The sequence below is a fragment of the Bacteroides sp. 1001136B_160425_E2 genome (assembly GCF_015559655.1).
Lineage (GTDB): Bacteria > Bacteroidota > Bacteroidia > Bacteroidales > Bacteroidaceae > Bacteroides > Bacteroides luhongzhouii.
The window spans coordinates 400,950-421,663 of the sequence record NZ_JADMQH010000002.1; the positions used below are offsets into that span (position 1 = coordinate 400,950).

Consider the following 20,714-nt stretch of genomic DNA (forward strand, 5'->3'; position numbering starts at 1 on the left):
GTAATGAGAGAAATATATATAAATAGTATTCAATTTTCTGGGAGGGGAGTCACTTCTTTAATTAATATTGGTGGATACAATGAAACAATAGAAACAACAATAAATTGTTCATTTGGAGTGGATGTGGTTGCTGATAGGATCGATGCTTTTGTTTGTGGTTTATTGTACTTTGCAATGAAAGGTGGTTATGATATTGTTTCTGAATTACCAATATCTGATCAGTTGTATTATAATTTGGAATATCATTTTATTGATGCGATTGTTTCTGCTAATAATTTCTTGCATCGTATACGTATAAAAGCACCTTTAGTTAAGGTGATACAAAATAGGGGTAATCGTATAGCTACTGGTATCTCATGTGGAGTCGATTCGTTATATACTGTCGCTACTCATACTGGTTCGTATATCCCACAGTGTCGAAAAATAAATACGTTAGCATACTTTAATGCGGGTAGTTCTCCTGGTAATAAGCAACATTCAGATCTCACTAAAGGACGTTATCTTCATGCAAAGAGTTTTGCCCAGGAGTATGGATTTGACTTTATTGATATAGAGACTAATTTGCATTTGGTGATGAATAAGTATTTGCCTTATTCTCACATCGAGAATCATACTTATATGGCTCTTTTTTGTATGCTTCATCTTCAAGGTGCTATATCAACTTATTATTATTCGTCTGGTTACTCTTATGAAGAGTTCTCATTAAAAAAAATAGCGGGACATGATTTTACTGTGGCCAAATATGATTTATTGTTACTTTCTATGGCTTCTACCGATACTCTTCGTTTCTATTCTACAGGTGGTGAGAAAAGTCGATTTGAAAAGACAAAAGTAGTAAGTTTATATCAACCTTCTAAGAAATACTTGAATGTTTGTGTTAATAAACCTCCTCGGGATGGAAATGATAACACGTGTTTTAAATGTATAAGAACTTTGTTGACTTTAGACGCACTTGGTGTAATCGATGAGTATAATGCGGTTTTTGATATAGAATTTTATAAGCATAATAAAAAGGTATACTTGCGCAGAATGTGGCTAAATGGTACTTTTAAGCATGATGATATGCTTATAGAGTTATTACCCTATTATAAAAAAGAAATAACTTTTCTTTTTAAAGTCAAGGCTTTATTTAATGTACTACTAAATAAGCTTTTTAATAAGAAATCAATAGTATAACACTGTTGTATTTATTATTTTATGGACGAAAATAATAGAAAAATCGTAAAAAATTCAGCGTATTTGTATATACGTATGATGGTGACAATGGTTTTAGGATTCGTTGTCACTCGTATTGTACTTGAAAAGTTAGGTGCATCAGATTATGGTGTATATAATGTAGTGGGGGGATTTGTGTCACTCTTTACTGTGCTGAATAGTATCTTGCAAGGAGGAACACGTCGATTTTTAGCTTTACGTATTGGTGAAGGAGATTGTTCAAAACTGAAAGATACATTTTCTACTGCTTTTGTGATTCATTTAGGCATAGCTTTAATCGTCTTTATTCTTCTTGAAACTATTGGACTTTATTTTGTTAATCATAAACTTAATATTGATCAAGAACGACTATCGGCTGCAAATTGGGTCTTTCAATGCTCTATTGTTAGTGTAGTGATGGCTATTACGCAAACTCCTTTTACAGCTGCGGTTACTGCTCATGAACATTTTAATATTTATGCTTTTATGAGTATTTTCGATATTGTTGGTCGTATCATTATGTTGTTATTACTCACATTTATACCAGGTGATAAACTTATCATCTATGCATTAATACAGATGCTTATTGGGTTGATTGTTATGGTGGTTTATCGGTGGTATTGTTTTATGCATTTTCAAGAATGTGCGTTTTCTTTGCGCATAGATAAATCGAGTTTTAGAGAGATGATACAATTTTCCGGTTGGTCTACAATAGGTCACTTGTCTGCAGTGCTCAATGGACAAGGTATGTCTATTTTAATTAATCTTTTTTTTAATACAATAATGAATGCTGCGCGTGGGTTAGCTAGTACTGTCATTTTTACTATAAATCAGTTGGTTAGCAGTTTTGTTATGGCTGCTGAACCTCAATTGGTAAAGCTGTATGGTGCTGGTGAGAAGGAGAAATTTCATCGTTTAATCTTCAATGTGAGTAAGTATACTTTGTTTCTTCTTGCTGTCTTTATTACGCCTGTATTACTTGAGATTGATTTTGTTCTTGCGCTATGGTTGACAGAAGTACCGGATTATACCTCTTCATTTATAAGAATTTCATTGATTGTCTCTTTTATTTCTTATTCTAATAAGTTTGTAGATCAAGGTGTTGTGGCAATAGGACGTGTTAAAGAATTAAATCTGTTTGTTGCCCCCCTTTATCTATTAACTCTTCCGTTAGCTTATTTTTTCTTAAAGATGGGGTTTGGACCAATAACTGTATATTGGGTATCGGCTGTTCCTTTAATCATAGCGATGGGATTAAACCTTTATATTATACACAAATACTACGATTTTCCTGCTATGAGATATATAGTGATGGTGTTTTTGAAAAACTTGATGCTTATTTTCTTAGCAACTATTATTCCTTGGCTAGTTCAGCAGCAAATGCAAGTCGGATGGTTGCGTTTCCTTGTTGTTTGTTCACTATCTGTTATATGTACATTAACTATTTTATATTCTATTGGTTTAGATAATGAGACTAGAGTTATTGTAAAACGACAAATGAAAAAACTAAGCCTTTTAAAATAATACGAGCTATTATTATGTAACTGTAACTTATAATAAATAAAAAGACTGTGAACGAATCTATAATATCGGTTGTTGTCCCTGTTTACAATGCAGAACACCAAATACGTTGCCTTTTAGATAGCTTGTTATTACAAACGTGGAGCCATTTTGAAGTTTTGCTGATAAATGATGGTAGCACGGATGAATCAGGTATTATTTGTGAAGAATATGCGGATAAGGATCATCGTTTTAAGGTGATTCATAAAAAAAATGAAGGGGTTAGTGCTGCTCGTCAAACTGGTATAGAAGCAGCAAGTGGCATATATGTAATCCACGCAGATGCCGATGATTGGATGGAATCAGAGATGCTACAGGATCTTTATGCAAAAGCTGTATTAACTAATGCAGATGTGGTATTTTGTGATTACTACGTGGAACGTAATGGTAATAGTGTATATAGAAAGCAAGAACCTCCTTCTTTTAGTCCTGAAGTGGTACTTCGTGCTATGTTTCAGCGGCTACATGGTAGTTGTTGGAACAAACTTGTGCGACGATCATGTTACAGTCAGTATGGATGTCATTTTCCAAAAGGGATAGACTATTGTGAAGATCTTCTTTTTTGGGTACAGCTATTGCAGCACCCAAAGATAAAGATAACCTATGTAAATAAGGCTTATTATCACTATGTGATGAATGAGACTTCTATTACTCATAATTATACTCGTAAAACTTATCAAGTACGCTGTGCCTTTTATAATCAACTTTGTAACTATTTGCCTTCAATGGGTTTTGAAAAGGAGTTGGAAAATGCTCGTCTTAGTGTGTTTGTTGAAGGTTATATGCATAGGGCTCTTAGTAATATTGAAGCGTGGAAACTATTGTGGATGTACAATAAAAAAGCTGCATTTTTCAATTCAAAAAGCATTCGTTGGAAAGTGGGATATATAGCCCTTGCTTTAGGATGCTTTCCTATAGCTAGGAAATTACTCCGATTTTAATTGGTTTTATTTATATGCAAGCAAAAATAGCAATGATAGTGCCTTATTTCGGTAAATGGCCGGAATGGATGGATTTGTATTTGTACTCCTGTAGCAAGAATCCTCAAGTAGACTTTTTGTTTTTTACAGATTGTTTAGTGCCTGCGACTGTATATCCTAACACTCTTTTTACAACACTCTCTTTTGAAGCATATTGTAAGCATGTCTCTCGAGTGCTACATGTTAATTTTCGACCGACACAAGCCTATAAGTTATGTGATTTGAAGGTTTTCTATGGATTGATTCATGCTGAAGATTTAAGAGAATATGATTATTGGGCTTTTGGTGATAATGATCTTATTTTTGGTAATCTAAATATAATAACAAATATCCGAAATCTTAAAAAATATGATTTGCTCACTACGCATAGTTATCATATTGCCGGTCACTTTACAGTAATCCGTAAGGAATCTAAATTTACTAAGTTATGTTTGAAAATTCCAGATTGGCAGTCTTTGCTATTAGATACAAAGAATTATGCAATAGATGAAGGTATATGGAGTGATATGGTTTATCCGGAGATGAGACTGGTACGTAGGCTGTATCGTTATATCTTTAAGCCGATATTTCGCTTACATTACTTCAAATATCTAGCTTTAATTAACCGATTGTTTTGTAATCGTTTTACTCGTAGATCTTTTGTTGAATATTACACAAGCCCTAATCCGACTTTAGGTCAATGTTGGGAATATGATTTTGATAAAAACAAAGTATATCGTTATGATGGATTAGAGCTTCCTTATTTACATTTTTTATTTTTCAAAAAAAACATTTATAGTGATTCTAAGTATTATTGGAATCCGGGATTCTGTCATTTACCTGTTGATTGGCAACAACAGAGGGAAAAAAATGTATATGTTAGTGTGGATGGCATCGTGATGAAAGAGAAAATGTAAATAAACGTTGGTTATAATATGAAAAGAATATTATTTATAGCTCCTTCCTATTTGGACCTTTATAAGTTGATTTTAAAAGAGTTGCAAGTATTGGCAGGAAATGAAGTGGATTTTATTCCTGCTAAGCATTTTGATAGTCCGTATTATCATTGGGTAGGACACAAAACTATTCGTAAGATATGGTTTGAGTATATAAGTAAACCTATTGATAAATATTGGAAAGAGCAAATAAAGCAAGGAACTCTAAGTCATAGTTATGATGAGTGCTTCATTATTAATGGTGAAGATTGTTCCTCATACTTACTAAAGCATCTTCGGAAACAAAATATGAATATTAAGATTCATTTGTATGTTTGGGATTCAAGTAATTGGTTTGATTATTATCGACATCAAGATCTGTATGACTCTATTCATACATTTGATATGAGTGATGCTGATAAATATGAGAAAGCAGAATACTTACCATTTTTTATACCTCGTGAAATGCAAAAATCACAATGCCAACCAGAATTTAAATATAAAATAAGTTGTATTGGAACTGACCACGACGGACGGGCGTACATTATAAGAAATTTTATAATTCCTCTGTGTAAACAAAGAGGATGGTCTTATTACTTCAGATTGATACCATTCTTTAAAGAACAGTTGGAGGATAATAATGATAATTTGTTTATGAGTACCCCCATAAATGCAGACGATTATAATACGATTATGGCGGAGAGTGAGTGTGTTCTTGATATTGATCGACCAATGCAGACTGCTTTGACACCTCGATTTGTATGGGCATTAGCTGCAGGAAAGAAGATAATTACTTCTAATCAAAACTATATAAGATTATTGGAATCTATTGTATCTAAAGATGTTATTACTCAACAAGTAAAATGCATTGATGTGAATAAACCCATTCTTGATGTGGAGTTTATGAATAAAAAATTGTCGTTTTCTTCTAAAATAGGAATGGAAAGACTATATATACAAAATTGGGTAAATACGATATTATATGGCAAAGAATAGAATTGATCACATTGATATTGCTAAGGCAATAGGTATTGTGTTGATTATTAGTTCTCATATCATTTGTACAACTAATTTTAGCAAGGATTTGTTGTTGACGACTTATTGGAATGTCTTAGGCTCTTTTTATGTCCCTTTTTTCTTTTTGTTGTCTGGAATATTTACCCCCCCCCCCTAGGTTTGGGTGATTTATTAAATAAGCCTTCATTAATTAAGTTGGGGAGAGGGATCCTTAATCTTATCTTTCAGTTTTTTATCTTTTTTATTTTGGGTATTACGACCTATTATATAGTAAAAGGGCAATGGCTTATAGCTTTTAAGGTAAATGGACCATTATGGTTCTTACTTGTATTAATTATGGACAAAGTAATCTTTTATTTCTTGCTTGTTCGCCCTCGTTATCAAACTATAGTTGCTGTAATATTCATTGGATTATGGGGATGGTATGTAGGTTATCATGGTCATAATTATTTTTATTTGGGTGCAGCTGCAACAAGTTTACCTTTTTATGCTATGGGACATTATATGAAAAAATGGCTTATTGATGATAAATTCAATTTTTACCGATGCTTTTCTGCATTTATTATATGGTTCATTTGTTTTTATTTGTTTTTCAGACCACAAAATATAGCTTTAAATATGATAACTCAAAATCCTATTACATTTTATCTCGCAGCAATAAGCGGTAGCATTGTAGTAGTGGAGTTTTGTAAATGCATAAGAGTGAAATGGATGCTGCCTTTTGGAAAGTATAGCATTATCCCTATGTGTACACATTGGCCTATATTACTTTGTATTCAACAAAAGTATAACTCAAACTCGTTCTATGAGTGGTGTCTTATACTTATAATAACTTTTGTATTATCATATCTTTCTATCGTTTTATTTGTAAATAGATGGTGGGATGTAACAAAAATAGGAAAATAATGAATCGTGTAAAAAGAAAATACATTTATTGGAAAAATATTCTTGAACGCCGCCATGTTGGATTGCAAGCTACTAAGGGGCACCAAGTGAGAATTTATAATTGGAGTAGGGTCTATAGTCCAGACCTGTGGTTGGTTAACTTTATCGAGAAGAGGGGATTACTCATTGGTAAACCAAAACTTAAAATAGGGCTATATTCTATTTTTGCTCCTGACTGGTTGACTGTTTTTGATGATTGTGATTTACGTATTTTTGTAGCACGTGAAAACTTGCATAAACCGGAAATGAAGAGGTGGGAACACCAATTTTTAAATGACAACCGTTTCCAATTGTCTATTGGATTTGATAATCTTGAACATGACCAATATTTACGTATTCCTTTTTGGATGACATGGAATACTTTTCAACCAACCGATACTTACAAAGAGATAAAAGAAAGGGTATTGCACATGAATAACCCTTTGAATCATTCGTATGACAATCGTAAGTTTGCTTGTTTTTTATGTAGTCATTCTGACCCTGGGCGTCAGCATTTATATGATCGTCTAAGTTCTATCGACCGAGTGGATTGTGATGGTCGTGGTATGCATAACAATGACACTTTGCGTATGATACATAAGGATGATAAACTTTCTTATCTTCGTGATTATCGTTTTAACCTGACTCCTGAAAATAGCAATGATCCTTATTATTGTACGGAGAAATTGATGGAGGCGTTTCAGGCAGGTACTGTGCCTATTTACTTTGGGTGTAATAACAACCCGGAGCCAGATGTGATTAATTCTAAAGCAATTGTATTTATTAAGCAAGCGGAAATTCCAGAAAATCAATTGAAGTTAATTTCCGAATTGAATAGTAGCAAGGATTCTTATATGGAGTTTGCTACACAACCTTGTTTGTTACCAGGTGCTGAAAACGTAATCTGGGAGTATTATGAGCAACTGGAAGATAAATTGAAGGTAATTATTAAAAACGTATAATAGGAGAGTTGTGACGTGATTAGGACAAAAAAAGATCTCAAACATTATTTAGACTTGGATAGGCAAGTATACGGCATTACAAAGTGCTGCCCGTCATTTTGGGGAGAAGAACATTGGAAATTTCTCATAGCGTTAAGATATGAAGAATATCACGCTAATCAAAAAGGTATTTATCATAAAATTCTGAAGAAAGTCTGGTATATGATCCATCGTCATTATGGTGTAAAGATGGGTTGGGATATTCCCATTAATGTTTTTGGGCCTGGGCTTAAAATAAATCATTTTGGTCTTATTGTGGTAAATGATAATGTTAGAGTAGGGGCTTTTTGTGATATTCATCAAGGTGTAAACATTGGTCGGCAAGGTGATTTGGCAGATGATGTGCCAACGATTGGTGATAATGTATGGATAGGTCCCGGTGCTAAACTCTTTGGGAGAATCCATATCGCAGATGAATGTGCTATTGGTGCTAATGCTGTAGTGAATAAAGACTTTTTAGAGCGTGGTACAACCATAGCAGGTATACCAGCAAAAAAAATATCGGATAAAGGAAATCCTTGGATTCGACATCTAAAAAATAACTAACATGATTCCTAAGATAATACATTATTGCTGGTTTGGTGGTAATCCTATTCCTGTTAACTACCAGTGTTATATAGATAGTTGGCGTAGGCTAATGCCCGATTATCAAATCATTCAATGGGACGAAAAAAAATTCGATGTAAAAGGTATTCCTTTCACTGAGGAAGCTTACGAAAAGAAGAAATATGCCTATGTGAGTGATTATGCGCGGCTGAAGATCCTTTATGAAAATGGCGGTGTATATTTTGATACTGATGTAGAAATGGTGAAGCCAATCTATGATATTCTTGAAAGAGGGGCGTGGATGGCTTTTGAGAAGAATGTTAATGCACCGGAAGCTGCTATTAATGTGAATCCAGGATTAGGATTTGCTTGTGAGGCAGGTAATCCTATTATTCGGGAAATTATGAAGTATTATGAGAACAACCATTATGTATTGTCTGATGGCACTTTACAGCAAATCCCTATTGTTCCTATTACTACCAATGTGCTGAAAAAACATGGCCTGCAGCTGTCGGACATTCCATTACAACTTAATAACATTACTATCTACCCTTGGGAATATTTTTGTCCCATTGAGTATCTTTCTAATAAATGCGAGCTTACCTATAATACACGAACCATTCATCACTATGCGGCTACTTGGATGAGTTTTGCGGATAAAATGAAAATGAAGAAAGGGTATTGGATAACTAAAATTAAACGTTTCCTTAAGCATGAATAGAAGAAAAATATTGCATTTTACTATTCTGTGGATCATCTATAGTTCGTTGATTTCTCGTTTTGTCTGGAACAGTCAACTAGTGGCTCTTGTGCCAGATATTCTATTGTGTGTGTTACTTGCTTTCCATGCACCCCAAAGAGGTTGGCCCAATATTAAATCTAGCATCGGGGCGTGGATCGGACCTGTTTTCGGGATTATTTTGCTTTTGGGTATTGTTTCATCTATCATTAGCTTTACACCGCTCATGGCGACAATATGGGGAGCGAGGCAGTTTGCTCGCTACGGTTTGATTGCCTATATGATTATCATATTCTTCAAGCAAGCAGATGTTGATTGGTTTAAAAAAGTGCTTGATAAGTCTGTTCAATGGAATGTATTGTTTGTAGTTGTAGAGTTTACTTTGGGGCAAACGGGTGATTCCATGGGAGGTACATTTGGTGGAAATGGCGATTTTTCCATCTATCTAGCTGTTATTACTTTTGTTTCTACAGCTGATTACTTTCAGAAAAGGATAACTTTAAAACGTTTTGTTTTCATCTTTGTTTTCTGTTTCATAGCTGGAATACTTGCTGAAATCAAATTGCTGTATATGCTTCTTCCCATGTGCTTGTATGGGGGGTATATTTTGTTTAAGAGATTCGACATCAAACAGATTGTTATATTGGCGGCAGCTTACTTTTTGCTGATACCAATGGTGAAATTTACTTTGTCTTTCTATTATAATGAAGATTATGTAAATGCTACGTTCGACAGTGAGAAAGTGAGCGGTTATTTGGAAAATGACTATGGATTGCAATCGGGCAAATCGGGTATCTTGAGTTTTAATCGTAATACGTGTATTGAGCGGAGTACGTATTTGCTTTCCAGTGATATGAAAACTGTTTTGGTGGGTAATGGTATTGGTTCGTTGACGCAGTCGCAAGTATTTAAAACACCGTTAGCAGAGAAATATTCTCCTACCTATTATTTCTATTTTACTTTCTCATACGTGCTGTTGGAATTGGGATGGATGGGTTTTGTGTTTTTTCTTTTGCTCTATGTCCTTATTATCATACGCTTCTATTCTTTTTATCACAATGCGAAGGATGGAGTGGTAAAATATTGGTCGGCTTTAGGGCTTTTTATGGGAGGGGTAAGTTTTGTTTTTATGTGGTATAATGCAACTGTATATTCAAATTATTATTTCCCTTTCGTTGTATTTGCAGTGTGCTTTGTAGGCATTAAATTGCGTAGGCAAAAACTTGTTAATAATAGTGTAATTTTTTATGAATCCTAAAGTTTCTATTATAGTTCCAGTTTATAAGGTTGAACAGTATCTGGACAGTTGTGTACATTCTCTTTTGAATCAGACATTGAAGGATATTGAAATTATTCTAGTAGATGATGGTAGTCCGGATAAGTGTCCTACTATATGTGATTTGTATGCGCAAAAGGATACTCGTGTAAAGGTTATACATAAGACTAATGAGGGGCTCGGTATGGCACGTAATAGTGGAATCGAATTTGCTACAGGAGAGTATATTACTTTTTGTGATTCTGATGATTATGTAGATTTAGAAACATACGAAACTGTATATCAAATATGTAAAAAAAAGAATTTAGACATGTGCTGTTTTCAGCATCGCCGAATAACAATTGATGGGATAAAATTAGAATCTAAAAGCAAAGTGCACGAAGAGTATTTTCGGGGACGTGAAGAAGTACATCGATTTTTAATGGGGATTATAGGAAAAGACTATGAAAATCCAAAGAGTTATAATTATGAAATGAGTTCTTGTATGGCTTTGTTTCGTCGAAGTCTTTTCATGGAAAGTGGAATACGATATCCAAGTGAACGAATGGTTGCTTCGGAAGATTTTGTTTTTTTACTTTATTTCTTACCTTATGTACAGAGTGTAGGGATTATTCCTAATGTATTCTATAATTATCTAATAAATCCAGTGTCTATCTCTCAAAATTATTCGGAACAGAAACATGAACGGTTACTTAAAATGCTAACATTATTAAGAGAATATTGTGAAATAAATTTTGAATATTCCGATTATAAAAATCATTATTTCTCACAAATGCTACGGGTTTTTAAAATAATTCTTAAATATATATCATACAGTAAGGAGCCATTTTTACAGAAAGTTAAGCATCTAAGTAAGGAAACACGTAACCCAATATTATCAGAATTTTATAGAGATCCAGTAAGTCGTAAATATGGATTAGGAAATAGCCTTTATATATTTTGTATGAAACATCATATAAGCTTATTCTTTATTCTATTATATAAATTTAAGTGAGATGATTTATAAACCTAATATTGGATATACTGTAAAACATGATCTATGTACTGGCTGCGGTGTATGTGAAGATGCTTGTCCGTCTCATGCTATTCACATAGATGTGAAGAAAGGATGTTTCCGTCCTATAGTAGATAATAAAATGTGTCTGAATAATAAAGGATGTCATCGTTGTTATGATGTATGTCCTGGCATAGGGGTAAATCTGCAACAATTGACACGAGAATGTTTTACTGAAGGAGTTACGGACGAATTGATGGGACATTATCTAAAATGTTTTGTAGGTCATAGTAGTGATTTTGAAATACGTTATCATTGTGCATCTGGTGGTATGGTAAGTCAATTCCTTATATTTCTTCTTGAGAAGGAATATATTGATGGAGCAGTGGTGACAGCATTTAATGCACAAACTCCATTGTTGGTCAATTCATATATAGCCCGAACTCGTGAAGAAGTTTTAATGGGAAAAAGTAGTAAATATGCACCTGTTTCTCTTAATCATGCTATTCGTGACATAAAAAAAGCAGAAGGTACTCGGTATATAATTGTTGGCTTACCTTGCCATATAGAAGGATTCCGGAAATATGAGAAGGTGGACAAACGATTCCGTGAAAAAGTTGCAGGATATTTTGCCATTTATTGTTCATCTGGTCGAAATTTTCATTTGACAGAGTATGTTTTTCGTAAAAGAGGAATACAAAAAGAAAAACTAACGTATTTTGCCTACCGAGATAATGGTTGTTTGGGCAATATGGTTGTAAAAGGAGAGGGTATAGAGTACGAGGAAAGATTTCAGAATTATTATCATCCACTTAGGAGCATTTTTGTACCTCATCGGTGTACAATGTGTATAGATCATTATGGAGAATTGGCGGATGTAAGCTTTGGGGATATCCATGTAGAACCATATATACAGGATAAGGTAGGAATAAATTCGTTAATAGTACGTAATCATAGAATGCTCGACTGGTTAATGGAAGCTAAGGATGAGGGGGTGATTGCGCTTGACGAAATTCTAGCAAAAACAGTGAATGATAGTCAAGTGATGGCTAGAATAAAAAAATATCGTAATTCTGCTTTTATTGGTTTTAATAGAATGTTAGGAAAGAAAGTGCCTATATATGATTTGCAACTTCATGGAGGTAATCAATTAAAATGGTTAATATCTTATTTACATACTAATATTCAGCAATTTATAGGATGCTATAAGTTTTTGTGGTTTTTGATTCCATTAATAAAAGGGAAAGCTCCTAAAATTTGATATTGAATAAAAAAGATAAATTATTATGGGGAAGAGAAAAATAGGTGGAGTTATAGTAAGTGATCTTAATCACACCAATTATGGTTCGTGTTTGCAAGCTTATGCTACATTGCAAATCGTGAAAGGGTTTGGGTATGATTTGACTTTTATTAAGTATAAAAAACAACGTTCAATATGGGATTGGATCAAAATAGCACCAGGATTAATGCTTAGTGGAGGATTTGAATTACTGGAGAATAAAAGACGATTTAAGAGTGATTGTTGGAAATATCCAGATTATTTGCCCAATCAACAAGTTCGTCGGAATGCAACTAATTTTTTTAAGCAAAAAGAGTTTCTACCTTATTTCCGAGAATATAAAGGATACAAGACCTTGTGTGAAGGTTCAAAAGAGTTTGATGCAATATTTGTAGGAAGTGATCAGGTGTGGCGACCATTTGGCTTCTATAGCAACTATTGGAATTTGAATTTTGTGGATGATAATGTGCCCAAGTTTTCTTATGCTGCCAGTTATGGTGTATCTAAAATTCCTGCGATTCAACGTACAGGGACAAAACATTATTTAGAGCGCTTGGATATGATTTCAGTGCGTGAAGTAAAAGCAAAAGAGATAGTAGATTCCATTTCTTGTAAAAAAGCAGAGGTTGTTGCAGATCCGACCATGTTATTGACAAGTGCTCAATGGCTAGATTTTGCAAAGAACTCTACTAAACAAACTCCACCAGAACCATATATCTTTTGTTATTTTTTGGGCCCGCGTACTGATATTCGTAAAGAAGCATATAGATTAGCTAAGCAAACCGGCTTAAAAACTGTAATAATGCGTCATATGGATGAATATGTCCCTGCAGATGAAACGTTAGGGGATTATGCGCCTTATGATATTAACGCTTGGGACTTTGTACACCTGTTGAGTAATGCCGCTTATGTTTGTACTGACTCTTTTCATGGTACGGTATTTTCTATTTTGACTCATCGCAAATTTGTGACATTTTATCGTGTTAATCCTAAGGCGGGTAACTCTACTCATAGTCGCATAGATAGTTTATTGAATATGTTTGGGCTTTCAGAGAGAAAGTTTAATGGAGATGTCTTAGCGATTGAGCGAGAGATAGATTATTCGAAAGTGGATGAAATTATGGCTAAATACAGAAAAAAATCGTTGGATTTTTTTGAGAAGGCATTGAAATTAGCAAATAAGAATTAATTAATAATAATGGCTATTGTTAAACAGCGTGATTCAAACCTTGAATTGCTTCGTATTGTTGCTATGAGTATGATAGTGATTTATCATGTTTTCGTTCATGGCATATCGCCTGTCTATGTGGGAAGTCACTCCACCGTCTGGTATGTACCGTTTATTTTTGGGGTGAATCTTTTTATTCTTATATCTGGTTATTATGGTATCCGCTTATCATGGAAATCATTCCTCTCTTTAATGTGGATAATTGTTTTTTATAAACTATTTCATTTGATAGTAGATACTACTTGTTTAGGTATTCATCATGTTTGGTGGGAATGGATAGTTAAACCATTGAGCGCTCCGGTATCTGGTGGTGGATGGTTCGTTGATATTTATATTCTGCTAATGTTAGTATCACCTATGCTTAATAAACTCTTGAATGGTTGTTCTAAAGGCGATCTCTTAAAGTATTCTGGAATAGTGCTTTTGCTAGATATGGGTTATGGATTCATATTGAATAAACATTTTGATCCATACGGATATAGCTTGATTCATTTTGTCTGCCTATATATTATTGGCTATGGATTAAAATCGTATCAAAATGTTAGTGTAAAAGCTCCTTGGAAAGTATATATTCTTGTGGTAAGTTGTTTGCTGTTGGTAAACTTTTTGTTCCCTGATGATTATTGGATAGCAAAGTTAAGTAATTCGTATGCTTCTCCTTTTATTGTACTAGGAGCTATATTTTTATTTCTAACTTTTGTACGCACTAATATTGCTCATCATCCTTTTATTAATTTTGTTGCAGCCTCTATGTTTCCCGTATATCTTATTCATGAAGGAGGGAATGTTTCTAAATGGTATTATGCTACTATTGAAGAATGGTGGACCACATTAAGTATTCCAACTTTTCTACTTTATACTGCAGGATTTATTATAGCATTATTCGTTTTAACCATCTCTGTGGATCAGTTACGCAAAAAGTGCTGGTCATTGATTAGCTGTAAATTATTTAATCGTTAATTATGAAAATCTTATATATTGGAGCTCCTGTTAATTATCAGCTATGGAAGGAAGGTAAGAATCCATCGCATTGGCTTTATGGGGCTTGCGAAATGGAAGAAGAAGGTCATGAAGTTATTTGGGCCAAGGAAGCGGTTGAATTATGGAACGATGTGAAGCTATTGTGTAAGTATCGTCCGGAGTTGGTATTTATTCCTAATCTGAATTTGAAGGCGCATGCATTGCTGTTAAGCTTTTCTGTATTAGGGTTTATCCGTACCCCAATTTTTGCTTATCTGCATCATACTCCTAAGGTGACAAAAGGTTTTAAGGCATTTTTTTATCGTTTTTTGCTAAGTGGTGTGAAGCATCTGTTTTTCCTCTCTGAACTTTCTATGAAAGAGACCATTGAACGGAATTTAGTGAAAGGTGATAGGTGTTCTATGCCAGGGTGGGGGGCTGATGAGGAATTTTACAATAGAGTTACTAAAAGTGACAATGGCTTTTTTGTTTCAACAGGAAAGGAACAACGTGATTTTGACATACTGATTGAAGCTTTTAGAAGAACAGGTGCCCCGCTTAAAATTATTACTTGTAAAAGTCATGCAGGTAATAATTTTGAGAAGTTACCAGAGATATGTAAAGAGATTCCTAATATAGAAGTAGTTATTACGGAGAATTCAGGGGATGTTTATCCACAAATGATAAATGCAATGGCTAATGCCAAAGCATTAGTTTGTCCGCTTCTTCAGAATAAGCTGAATTATTGTGTTGGACTTTCTACTATTGTCGATGCAGAAGGATTACGAAAGCCACTTATCATCACTCGTAATCCATATCATTCAAGAAAAAGGTTAGAACCTTTTTGTGTTGTTGAAACGGTGGATGAATGGGTGAAAGCAATCCATGAAGTACAATTCTCTTCTATAGCGGTATCTCATTCGTTGTGTAATATGAAAGAATGTTATGCAAATATGAAACCTGTGTTATTTAATAGATAAATTTTAGGTTTCAGGTTATTCCTGAATGATAGTACCAAAGTTTCTCCTTTTCTAAAGTTTAGTTCTAATACAAAAGATACTTTTTTATCATTTCCTTATTATCAGGCTATGGTGAGCAGAGCCTGATATAAAATATTGTTAATTATATGGCAAAAGTATTAGTTGTTGCTACGTCTCGTAAGACACGTGGTGGCATTACGTCTGTGGTAAAGGCCCATGAAAAGGGAGAACAGTGGAATAATTATCATTGTAAATGGATTGAAACCCATATAGATAAAAATGGAAAATATAAATTGTGGTATTTTATAAAAAGCTTTGTTCAATTCCTATGGGTACTTCCAAGCTATGATTTAGTACATATTCATACTAGTGAACCACCATCTGCTTTGCGTAAATGTTTATTTATTTCGTTTGCTAAAATTTGTAGAAAGAAAGTAATTGTTCATTTTCATGCTTTTTCACCAGATACAACTGTAAATAGTAAGTATAGATGGATTTATCACTATTTGTTTAATCGGGCTGATAGAGTGATTGTTTTATCGGAAATGTGGAAAGAATATGTAAACAATGCACTTCAGCTGAATGATAAATTACAAGTGATCTATAATCCATGTACTACAGAAATTCTTAAAGAAAAGTATGAAAAGAAAAATATAATACTTTATGCAGGAACACTGAATATTCGTAAAGGTTATGCAGATATGATTAAGGCATTCGCTTTGGTAGCCAAAACTTATCCAGACTGGTTAATTGTATTTGCTGGTAATGGTGAAATAGAGCAAGGAAGAAAGCTATCTGAAAAACTTGGTATAAATAAGCAAACGGAATTTTTAGGATGGGTAAATGGGTATGAGAAGGATAAAGTCTTCAAGGAAGCTACAATCTTCTGTCTCCCTAGCTATGCGGAAGGATTTCCTATGGCTGTTTTAGATGCATGGGCTTATGGACTGCCTGTTATAACAACTCCTGTAGGGGGAATACCGGATATAGCAAAAGATGGGAAAAATTTATTGTTATTTAAGCCTGGAGATATAAAAAGTCTAGCAGATCAGCTGGAAAAGCTGATAAGTAATAAACTGTTGAGAGAGGATATCGCAAAGGAGTCCAAGTTGCTAGCGTCTACTACATTTAATCTTGAGACTATAAATAATGAAATTGCAGGTTTGTATGAACAACTGCTAAAGAAGTAATGATGCTTTGGAGTAGCATATTGGATGTCTATTGTACGAAAAATATAGCCTTAATAGAATCTGTACACAAAATTGCATAAGTCTTGAATAACTTAGATATAAAAAGGGAATTGATGAAGCCGCTTTCACTGAAATGTAAGGCTATGTCAGGAAGAACTGCCGTGGAGTAACATAGCAAGATGAACAGTAGAACTTTATGAGAAATATATAATAAAGTAATTGTAGTTATATGATTAAGCTAAAAGAACTCTCTATCATGGAGAGCACAGAGCAACTAAAATTATTACCTCAAGGAAAGTTGCTAATAAACACAATTAATGCACATTCTTACAATACTGCTCTAAAGGATCCACTTTTTGCCAATGCACTGATGAAGGGAGATGCACTTATCCCTGACGGAGCAAGTATTGTAAAAGTTTGTAAATGGTTAAAGATGCAAAGCCAACCGCGGGAACGAATAGCAGGTTGGGATCTTTTTGTTCTTGAGATGAATCGCCTTAATGAGAAAGGAGGGCGATGTATGTTTATGGGTAGCTCGGAGAATGTTTTGGCATTGATTAAACAACGGGCAGCAGTGGATTATCCGAACTTGGAAGTGGTGACTTATTCACCTCCTTATAAACCGGAATTTTCACAGGAAGATAATGCGGCTATTGTGGCGGCTATTAATGAGGCAAATCCAGATCTGTTATGGATTGGTATGACGGCTCCCAAGCAGGAGAAATGGATTTACAGTAATTGGCAAAAATTGAATATTCATTGTCATGTGGGTACCGTAGGGGCGGTGTTTGACTTTTACGCAGGTACTACTGAACGGGCTCCATTATGGTGGCAACAACATTCGTTGGAATGGCTCTACCGATTGATAAAAGAACCTAAGCGAATGTGGCGTAGGTACTTGATTGGTAATGTGTTGTTCTTATGGAATATTTGTAAAGAGATATAGATTATACAATGATATGAAAGGTATTGTTTTAGCTGGTGGTAGCGGTACACGTTTGTATCCTATTACCAAAGGCATTAGCAAACAGCTGATTCCTATTTTTGATAAACCGATGATTTATTATCCAATTTCGGTTTTGATGTTGGCGGGTATTCGTGAGATATTGATTATCTCTACTCCACATGACTTGCCGGGATTTAAGCGCTTGCTGGGTGATGGAAGTGATTATGGCGTGAGGTTTGAATATGCAGAACAGCCGTCACCTGATGGATTGGCGCAAGCTTTTATTATTGGTGAGGATTTTATTGGCAGTGATTCGGTCTGTTTGGTATTAGGTGATAATATCTTTCATGGGAATGGCTTCAGTACCATGTTGAAAGAGGCGGTGTACATGGCAGAAAAGGAGCAAAAAGCTACTGTGTTTGGCTATTGGGTAAGTGATCCGGAACGCTATGGTGTGGCGGAGTTTGATGACGAGGGTAATTGCCTAAGCATTGAGGAAAAACCTGTACTGCCAAAATCGAACTATGCGGTAGTGGGGCTTTATTTCTATCCTAATAGGGTGGTAGATGTAGCGAAGCACATCAAACCGTCAGCTCGTGGGGAATTGGAGATTACCACTGTGAACCAGCGATTTCTGGAGGATAGTGAGTTGAAAGTACAGACACTGGGACGTGGCTTTGCTTGGTTGGATACGGGTACACACGACTCGTTGAGTGAAGCATCGACCTTTATTGAGGTGATTGAAAAACGACAAGGACTGAAAGTTGCTTGTCTGGAAGGTATAGCGTTTAGACAAGGTTGGATTGATGCCGACAAGATGTGTGAGTTGGCCCAACCGATGCTGAAGAATCAATATGGGCAGTATTTGTTGCAGGTGGTAGAGGAAGTGGAACGCACAGGAAAGAGTAATTTATGAATAAAAGAAATATTATCATTACCGGTGGAGCCGGATTTATAGGCAGCCATGTGGTACGTTTGTTTGTGAACAAGTATCCCGATTACCATATTATCAATCTGGACAAGTTGACTTATGCGGGAAATCTGGCTAACTTAAAAGATGTAGAGAATAAACCAAACTACACTTTTGTAAAAGCGGATATTTGTGACTTTGAGATGATGCTGAAGATTTTTAAACAGTATCATATAGATGGGGTTATTCATTTAGCTGCCGAAAGTCACGTGGATCGTAGTATCAGAGATCCGTTTACTTTTGCTCGTACTAATGTTCTTGGAACTCTCTCTTTATTACAAGCTGCCAGGTTAACTTGGGAGTATCTTCCGGAAGGCTATGAGGGTAAGCGTTTCTATCATATTTCAACTGATGAGGTGTATGGAGCATTGGAATTGACGCACCCGGAAGGCAAGTCTTCGGATATATCTGCACACGAAGTATATGGCGATGAGTTCTTCAAAGAGACAACAAAGTATAATCCACACTCCCCCTATTCGGCTTCGAAAGCGGGTAGTGATCACTTTGTACGCGCTTTTCATGATACTTATGGTATGCCGACTATTGTGACAAACTGTTCGAACAACTATGGACCTTATCAGTTTCCCGAAAAGTTGATTCCGCTGTTTATTAACAACATTCGCCACCGCAAACCGTTACCTGTATATGGTAAGGGAGAGAATGTGCGCGACTGGCTCTATGTGGTAGATCATGCAAGGGCCATAGACGTGATTTTCCATAAAGGTAAGGTAGCGGATACGTATAACATCGGTGGCTTTAACGAGTGGAAGAACATAGACATTATCCATGTGATTATTAAGACTGTGGACCGATTACTGGGTAATCCGGAAGGACACAGCGAGGAACTGATTACTTATGTAATGGACCGCATGGGACATGACTTACGCTATGCTATTGACTCTACGAAACTGAAGAATGAATTGGGGTGGGAGCCTAGTCTACAGTTTGAAGAGGGTATTGAGAAGACGGTGCAGTGGTATCTGGATAATCAAGAGTGGATGGATAATATCACCAGTGGTGCTTACGAGAGCTATTACGAGGATATGTATAAGAATAGATAATCTGTATGGAAGTTGTTAAGACAAATATTGAAGGGGTGGTAATCATTGAACCGCGTCTTTTTAAGGATGACAGGGGATATTTCTTCGAATCGTTCTCGCAAAGGGAGTTTGACGAAAAGGTACGTCCCATTAAGTTTGTACAAGATAATGAAAGTGTGTCCTCGTATGGAGTGATGAGGGGACTACATTTTCAAACTATGCCTTACAGCCAAAGTAAGTTAGTACGTTGCGTAAAGGGTGCAGTGCTGGATGTGGCTGTTGATATCCGCAAAGGTTCGCCTACCTATGGTCAGCATGTAGCGGTAGAATTGACGGAGGAGAATCATCGTCAATTCTTTATTCCTCGTGGTTTTGCTCATGGTTTTGCTGTATTGAGTGAAACGGCAGTGTTTCAATATAAATGTGATAACTTTTATGCTCCACAACATGATGGAGGTATCAGTATATTAGATGAATCACTTGGCATTTGTTGGAGAATTCCTACAGGTAAGGCTATCTTAAGCGAGAAAGATACTAAGCATCCACTATTGAAAGATTTTGAATCTCCATTTCTGTATGGAGAGGATTTATATAAATAGCATATAATAATAACGATATATGTAGGTCCCTAACTTCATGCTACACACATGAACCCCCTACATTTTGCAGGTTGGGAAAAATACAGCGGTATATTCCTGATCTGTCCCCCTCATATTAGCAAAATGCTGATATGTATTCTAAATATATCAACTGTCTGTGAAGATCGTTGATATATTGTTTTTTAATAGTATGCTTATTGATTAAAAATAATTGTAATTAGACTATATAGTCTCAGATTTACTTACTATTTTTGTAGTATCAAAAACTTATAAAATGAAAAAGAAAGAATCTAATGATATGTAAGCATCCGATAAAGTACCCGTTTTCTCTGTCATATTTTCATAGCACCTTTGCCTGTGCAATATTGCATGAACTT

The 20,714-nt window shown here is 35.1% G+C and carries 21 protein-coding genes; all 21 read left to right on the forward strand.

Features of this window, described 5'->3' with window-relative positions:
* Positions 1-3: 3 nt before the first annotated feature.
* Positions 4-1,176: a hypothetical protein gene (locus I2I04_RS03445; protein ID WP_195654292.1), complete on the forward strand. Its 1,173-nt coding sequence runs from the start codon at positions 4-6 to the stop codon at positions 1,174-1,176.
* A 21-nt stretch (positions 1,177-1,197) separates the two neighbouring features.
* Positions 1,198-2,718 carry an oligosaccharide flippase family protein gene (locus I2I04_RS03450; RefSeq protein WP_195654293.1) on the forward strand — a complete coding sequence of 507 codons (1,521 nt, stop codon included), beginning with the start codon at positions 1,198-1,200 and terminating at the stop codon, positions 2,716-2,718.
* Between the two features lie 47 nt (positions 2,719-2,765).
* On the forward strand, positions 2,766-3,695 hold the full coding sequence (locus I2I04_RS03455) for a glycosyltransferase family 2 protein (protein ID WP_195654294.1): 930 nt from the start codon (positions 2,766-2,768) through the stop codon (positions 3,693-3,695).
* Positions 3,696-3,709: 14 nt separating this feature from the next.
* The gene (locus I2I04_RS03460; protein WP_195654295.1) at positions 3,710-4,630 is read left to right on the forward strand and encodes a DUF6625 family protein; all 921 of its coding nucleotides are present in this window, start codon (positions 3,710-3,712) and stop codon (positions 4,628-4,630) included.
* A gap of 18 nt (positions 4,631-4,648) precedes the next feature.
* Positions 4,649-5,644 carry a hypothetical protein gene (locus I2I04_RS03465; protein WP_195654296.1) on the forward strand — a complete coding sequence of 332 codons (996 nt, stop codon included), beginning with the start codon at positions 4,649-4,651 and terminating at the stop codon, positions 5,642-5,644.
* A complete protein-coding gene (locus I2I04_RS03470; RefSeq protein ID WP_195654297.1) occupies positions 5,631-5,822 on the forward strand; it encodes an acyltransferase family protein in 192 nt (63 codons plus the stop codon). Before I2I04_RS03465 ends, I2I04_RS03470 begins: the two co-directional genes overlap by 14 nt.
* 38 nt (positions 5,823-5,860) lie before the next feature.
* Positions 5,861-6,571, forward strand: coding sequence for an acyltransferase family protein (locus I2I04_RS03475; protein WP_410489757.1), 711 nt, complete (start codon positions 5,861-5,863; stop codon positions 6,569-6,571).
* Positions 6,571-7,551, forward strand: coding sequence for a glycosyltransferase family 10 domain-containing protein (locus tag I2I04_RS03480; RefSeq protein ID WP_195654299.1), 981 nt, complete (start codon positions 6,571-6,573; stop codon positions 7,549-7,551). Before I2I04_RS03475 ends, I2I04_RS03480 begins: the two co-directional genes overlap by 1 nt.
* Positions 7,552-7,605: 54 nt before the next feature.
* Positions 7,606-8,136 carry a serine O-acetyltransferase gene (locus I2I04_RS03485; protein ID WP_229126910.1) on the forward strand — a complete coding sequence of 177 codons (531 nt, stop codon included), beginning with the start codon at positions 7,606-7,608 and terminating at the stop codon, positions 8,134-8,136.
* A 1-nt stretch (position 8,137) separates the two neighbouring features.
* Complete coding sequence (locus I2I04_RS03490) at positions 8,138-8,857, forward strand: glycosyltransferase family 32 protein (protein WP_195654301.1); 720 nt, start codon at positions 8,138-8,140, stop codon at positions 8,855-8,857.
* Positions 8,850-10,133, forward strand: a complete 1,284-nt coding sequence (locus I2I04_RS03495) for a hypothetical protein (protein ID WP_195654302.1) — start codon at positions 8,850-8,852, stop codon at positions 10,131-10,133. The genes I2I04_RS03490 and I2I04_RS03495 overlap by 8 nt, the downstream gene beginning before the upstream one ends.
* The gene (locus tag I2I04_RS03500; protein ID WP_195654303.1) at positions 10,123-11,145 is read left to right on the forward strand and encodes a glycosyltransferase family 2 protein; all 1,023 of its coding nucleotides are present in this window, start codon (positions 10,123-10,125) and stop codon (positions 11,143-11,145) included. The genes I2I04_RS03495 and I2I04_RS03500 overlap by 11 nt, the downstream gene beginning before the upstream one ends.
* A 1-nt stretch (position 11,146) precedes the next feature.
* Positions 11,147-12,406, forward strand: a complete 1,260-nt coding sequence (locus tag I2I04_RS03505) for a Coenzyme F420 hydrogenase/dehydrogenase, beta subunit C-terminal domain (protein WP_195654304.1) — start codon at positions 11,147-11,149, stop codon at positions 12,404-12,406.
* Positions 12,407-12,431: 25 nt separating this feature from the next.
* Positions 12,432-13,613 (forward strand): polysaccharide pyruvyl transferase family protein, encoded by a 1,182-nt coding sequence (locus I2I04_RS03510; protein ID WP_195654305.1) that lies wholly within the window; start codon positions 12,432-12,434, stop codon positions 13,611-13,613.
* Positions 13,614-13,622: 9 nt separating this feature from the next.
* Positions 13,623-14,612, forward strand: a complete 990-nt coding sequence (locus I2I04_RS03515; protein ID WP_195654306.1) for an acyltransferase family protein — start codon at positions 13,623-13,625, stop codon at positions 14,610-14,612.
* Positions 14,613-14,614: 2 nt separating this feature from the next.
* The gene (locus I2I04_RS03520; protein WP_195654307.1) at positions 14,615-15,592 is read left to right on the forward strand and encodes a hypothetical protein; all 978 of its coding nucleotides are present in this window, start codon (positions 14,615-14,617) and stop codon (positions 15,590-15,592) included.
* 146 nt (positions 15,593-15,738) lie between these two features.
* Positions 15,739-16,782, forward strand: a complete 1,044-nt coding sequence (locus tag I2I04_RS03525) for a glycosyltransferase family 4 protein (protein ID WP_195654308.1) — start codon at positions 15,739-15,741, stop codon at positions 16,780-16,782.
* A gap of 229 nt (positions 16,783-17,011) precedes the next feature.
* Positions 17,012-17,728, forward strand: coding sequence for a WecB/TagA/CpsF family glycosyltransferase (locus tag I2I04_RS03530; protein ID WP_195654309.1), 717 nt, complete (start codon positions 17,012-17,014; stop codon positions 17,726-17,728).
* Between the two features lie 13 nt (positions 17,729-17,741).
* Complete coding sequence (gene rfbA, locus I2I04_RS03535) at positions 17,742-18,644, forward strand: glucose-1-phosphate thymidylyltransferase RfbA (RefSeq protein WP_143257435.1); 903 nt, start codon at positions 17,742-17,744, stop codon at positions 18,642-18,644.
* The gene (locus tag I2I04_RS03540; RefSeq protein WP_074637047.1) at positions 18,641-19,759 is read left to right on the forward strand and encodes a dTDP-glucose 4,6-dehydratase; all 1,119 of its coding nucleotides are present in this window, start codon (positions 18,641-18,643) and stop codon (positions 19,757-19,759) included. Before rfbA ends, I2I04_RS03540 begins: the two co-directional genes overlap by 4 nt.
* 5 nt (positions 19,760-19,764) lie before the next feature.
* Complete coding sequence (rfbC, locus tag I2I04_RS03545; protein WP_195654310.1) at positions 19,765-20,337, forward strand: dTDP-4-dehydrorhamnose 3,5-epimerase; 573 nt, start codon at positions 19,765-19,767, stop codon at positions 20,335-20,337.
* The last annotated feature ends 377 nt before the right edge of the window (positions 20,338-20,714 follow it).

Bases quoted from the DNA above. Each gene is read 5' to 3' on its own strand.
- rfbC (WP_195654310.1), top strand. From the start codon at position 19,765: ATGGAAGTTGTTAAGACAAATATTGAAGGGGTGGTAATCATTGAACCG.
- I2I04_RS03465 (WP_195654296.1), top strand. From the start codon at position 4,649: ATGAAAAGAATATTATTTATAGCTCCTTCCTATTTGGACCTTTATAAG.
- I2I04_RS03490 (WP_195654301.1), top strand. From the start codon at position 8,138: ATGATTCCTAAGATAATACATTATTGCTGGTTTGGTGGTAATCCTATT.
- I2I04_RS03480 (WP_195654299.1), top strand. From the start codon at position 6,571: ATGAATCGTGTAAAAAGAAAATACATTTATTGGAAAAATATTCTTGAA.
- I2I04_RS03525 (WP_195654308.1), top strand. From the start codon at position 15,739: ATGGCAAAAGTATTAGTTGTTGCTACGTCTCGTAAGACACGTGGTGGC.
- I2I04_RS03450 (WP_195654293.1), top strand. From the start codon at position 1,198: ATGGACGAAAATAATAGAAAAATCGTAAAAAATTCAGCGTATTTGTAT.
- I2I04_RS03445 (WP_195654292.1), top strand. From the start codon at position 4: ATGAGAGAAATATATATAAATAGTATTCAATTTTCTGGGAGGGGAGTC.
- I2I04_RS03520 (WP_195654307.1), top strand. From the start codon at position 14,615: ATGAAAATCTTATATATTGGAGCTCCTGTTAATTATCAGCTATGGAAG.
- rfbA (WP_143257435.1), top strand. From the start codon at position 17,742: ATGAAAGGTATTGTTTTAGCTGGTGGTAGCGGTACACGTTTGTATCCT.
- I2I04_RS03530 (WP_195654309.1), top strand. From the start codon at position 17,012: ATGATTAAGCTAAAAGAACTCTCTATCATGGAGAGCACAGAGCAACTA.
- I2I04_RS03510 (WP_195654305.1), top strand. From the start codon at position 12,432: ATGGGGAAGAGAAAAATAGGTGGAGTTATAGTAAGTGATCTTAATCAC.
- I2I04_RS03495 (WP_195654302.1), top strand. From the start codon at position 8,850: ATGAATAGAAGAAAAATATTGCATTTTACTATTCTGTGGATCATCTAT.
- I2I04_RS03540 (WP_074637047.1), top strand. From the start codon at position 18,641: ATGAATAAAAGAAATATTATCATTACCGGTGGAGCCGGATTTATAGGC.
- I2I04_RS03470 (WP_195654297.1), top strand. From the start codon at position 5,631: ATGGCAAAGAATAGAATTGATCACATTGATATTGCTAAGGCAATAGGT.
- I2I04_RS03515 (WP_195654306.1), top strand. From the start codon at position 13,623: ATGGCTATTGTTAAACAGCGTGATTCAAACCTTGAATTGCTTCGTATT.
- I2I04_RS03460 (WP_195654295.1), top strand. From the start codon at position 3,710: ATGCAAGCAAAAATAGCAATGATAGTGCCTTATTTCGGTAAATGGCCG.
- I2I04_RS03505 (WP_195654304.1), top strand. From the start codon at position 11,147: ATGATTTATAAACCTAATATTGGATATACTGTAAAACATGATCTATGT.
- I2I04_RS03500 (WP_195654303.1), top strand. From the start codon at position 10,123: ATGAATCCTAAAGTTTCTATTATAGTTCCAGTTTATAAGGTTGAACAG.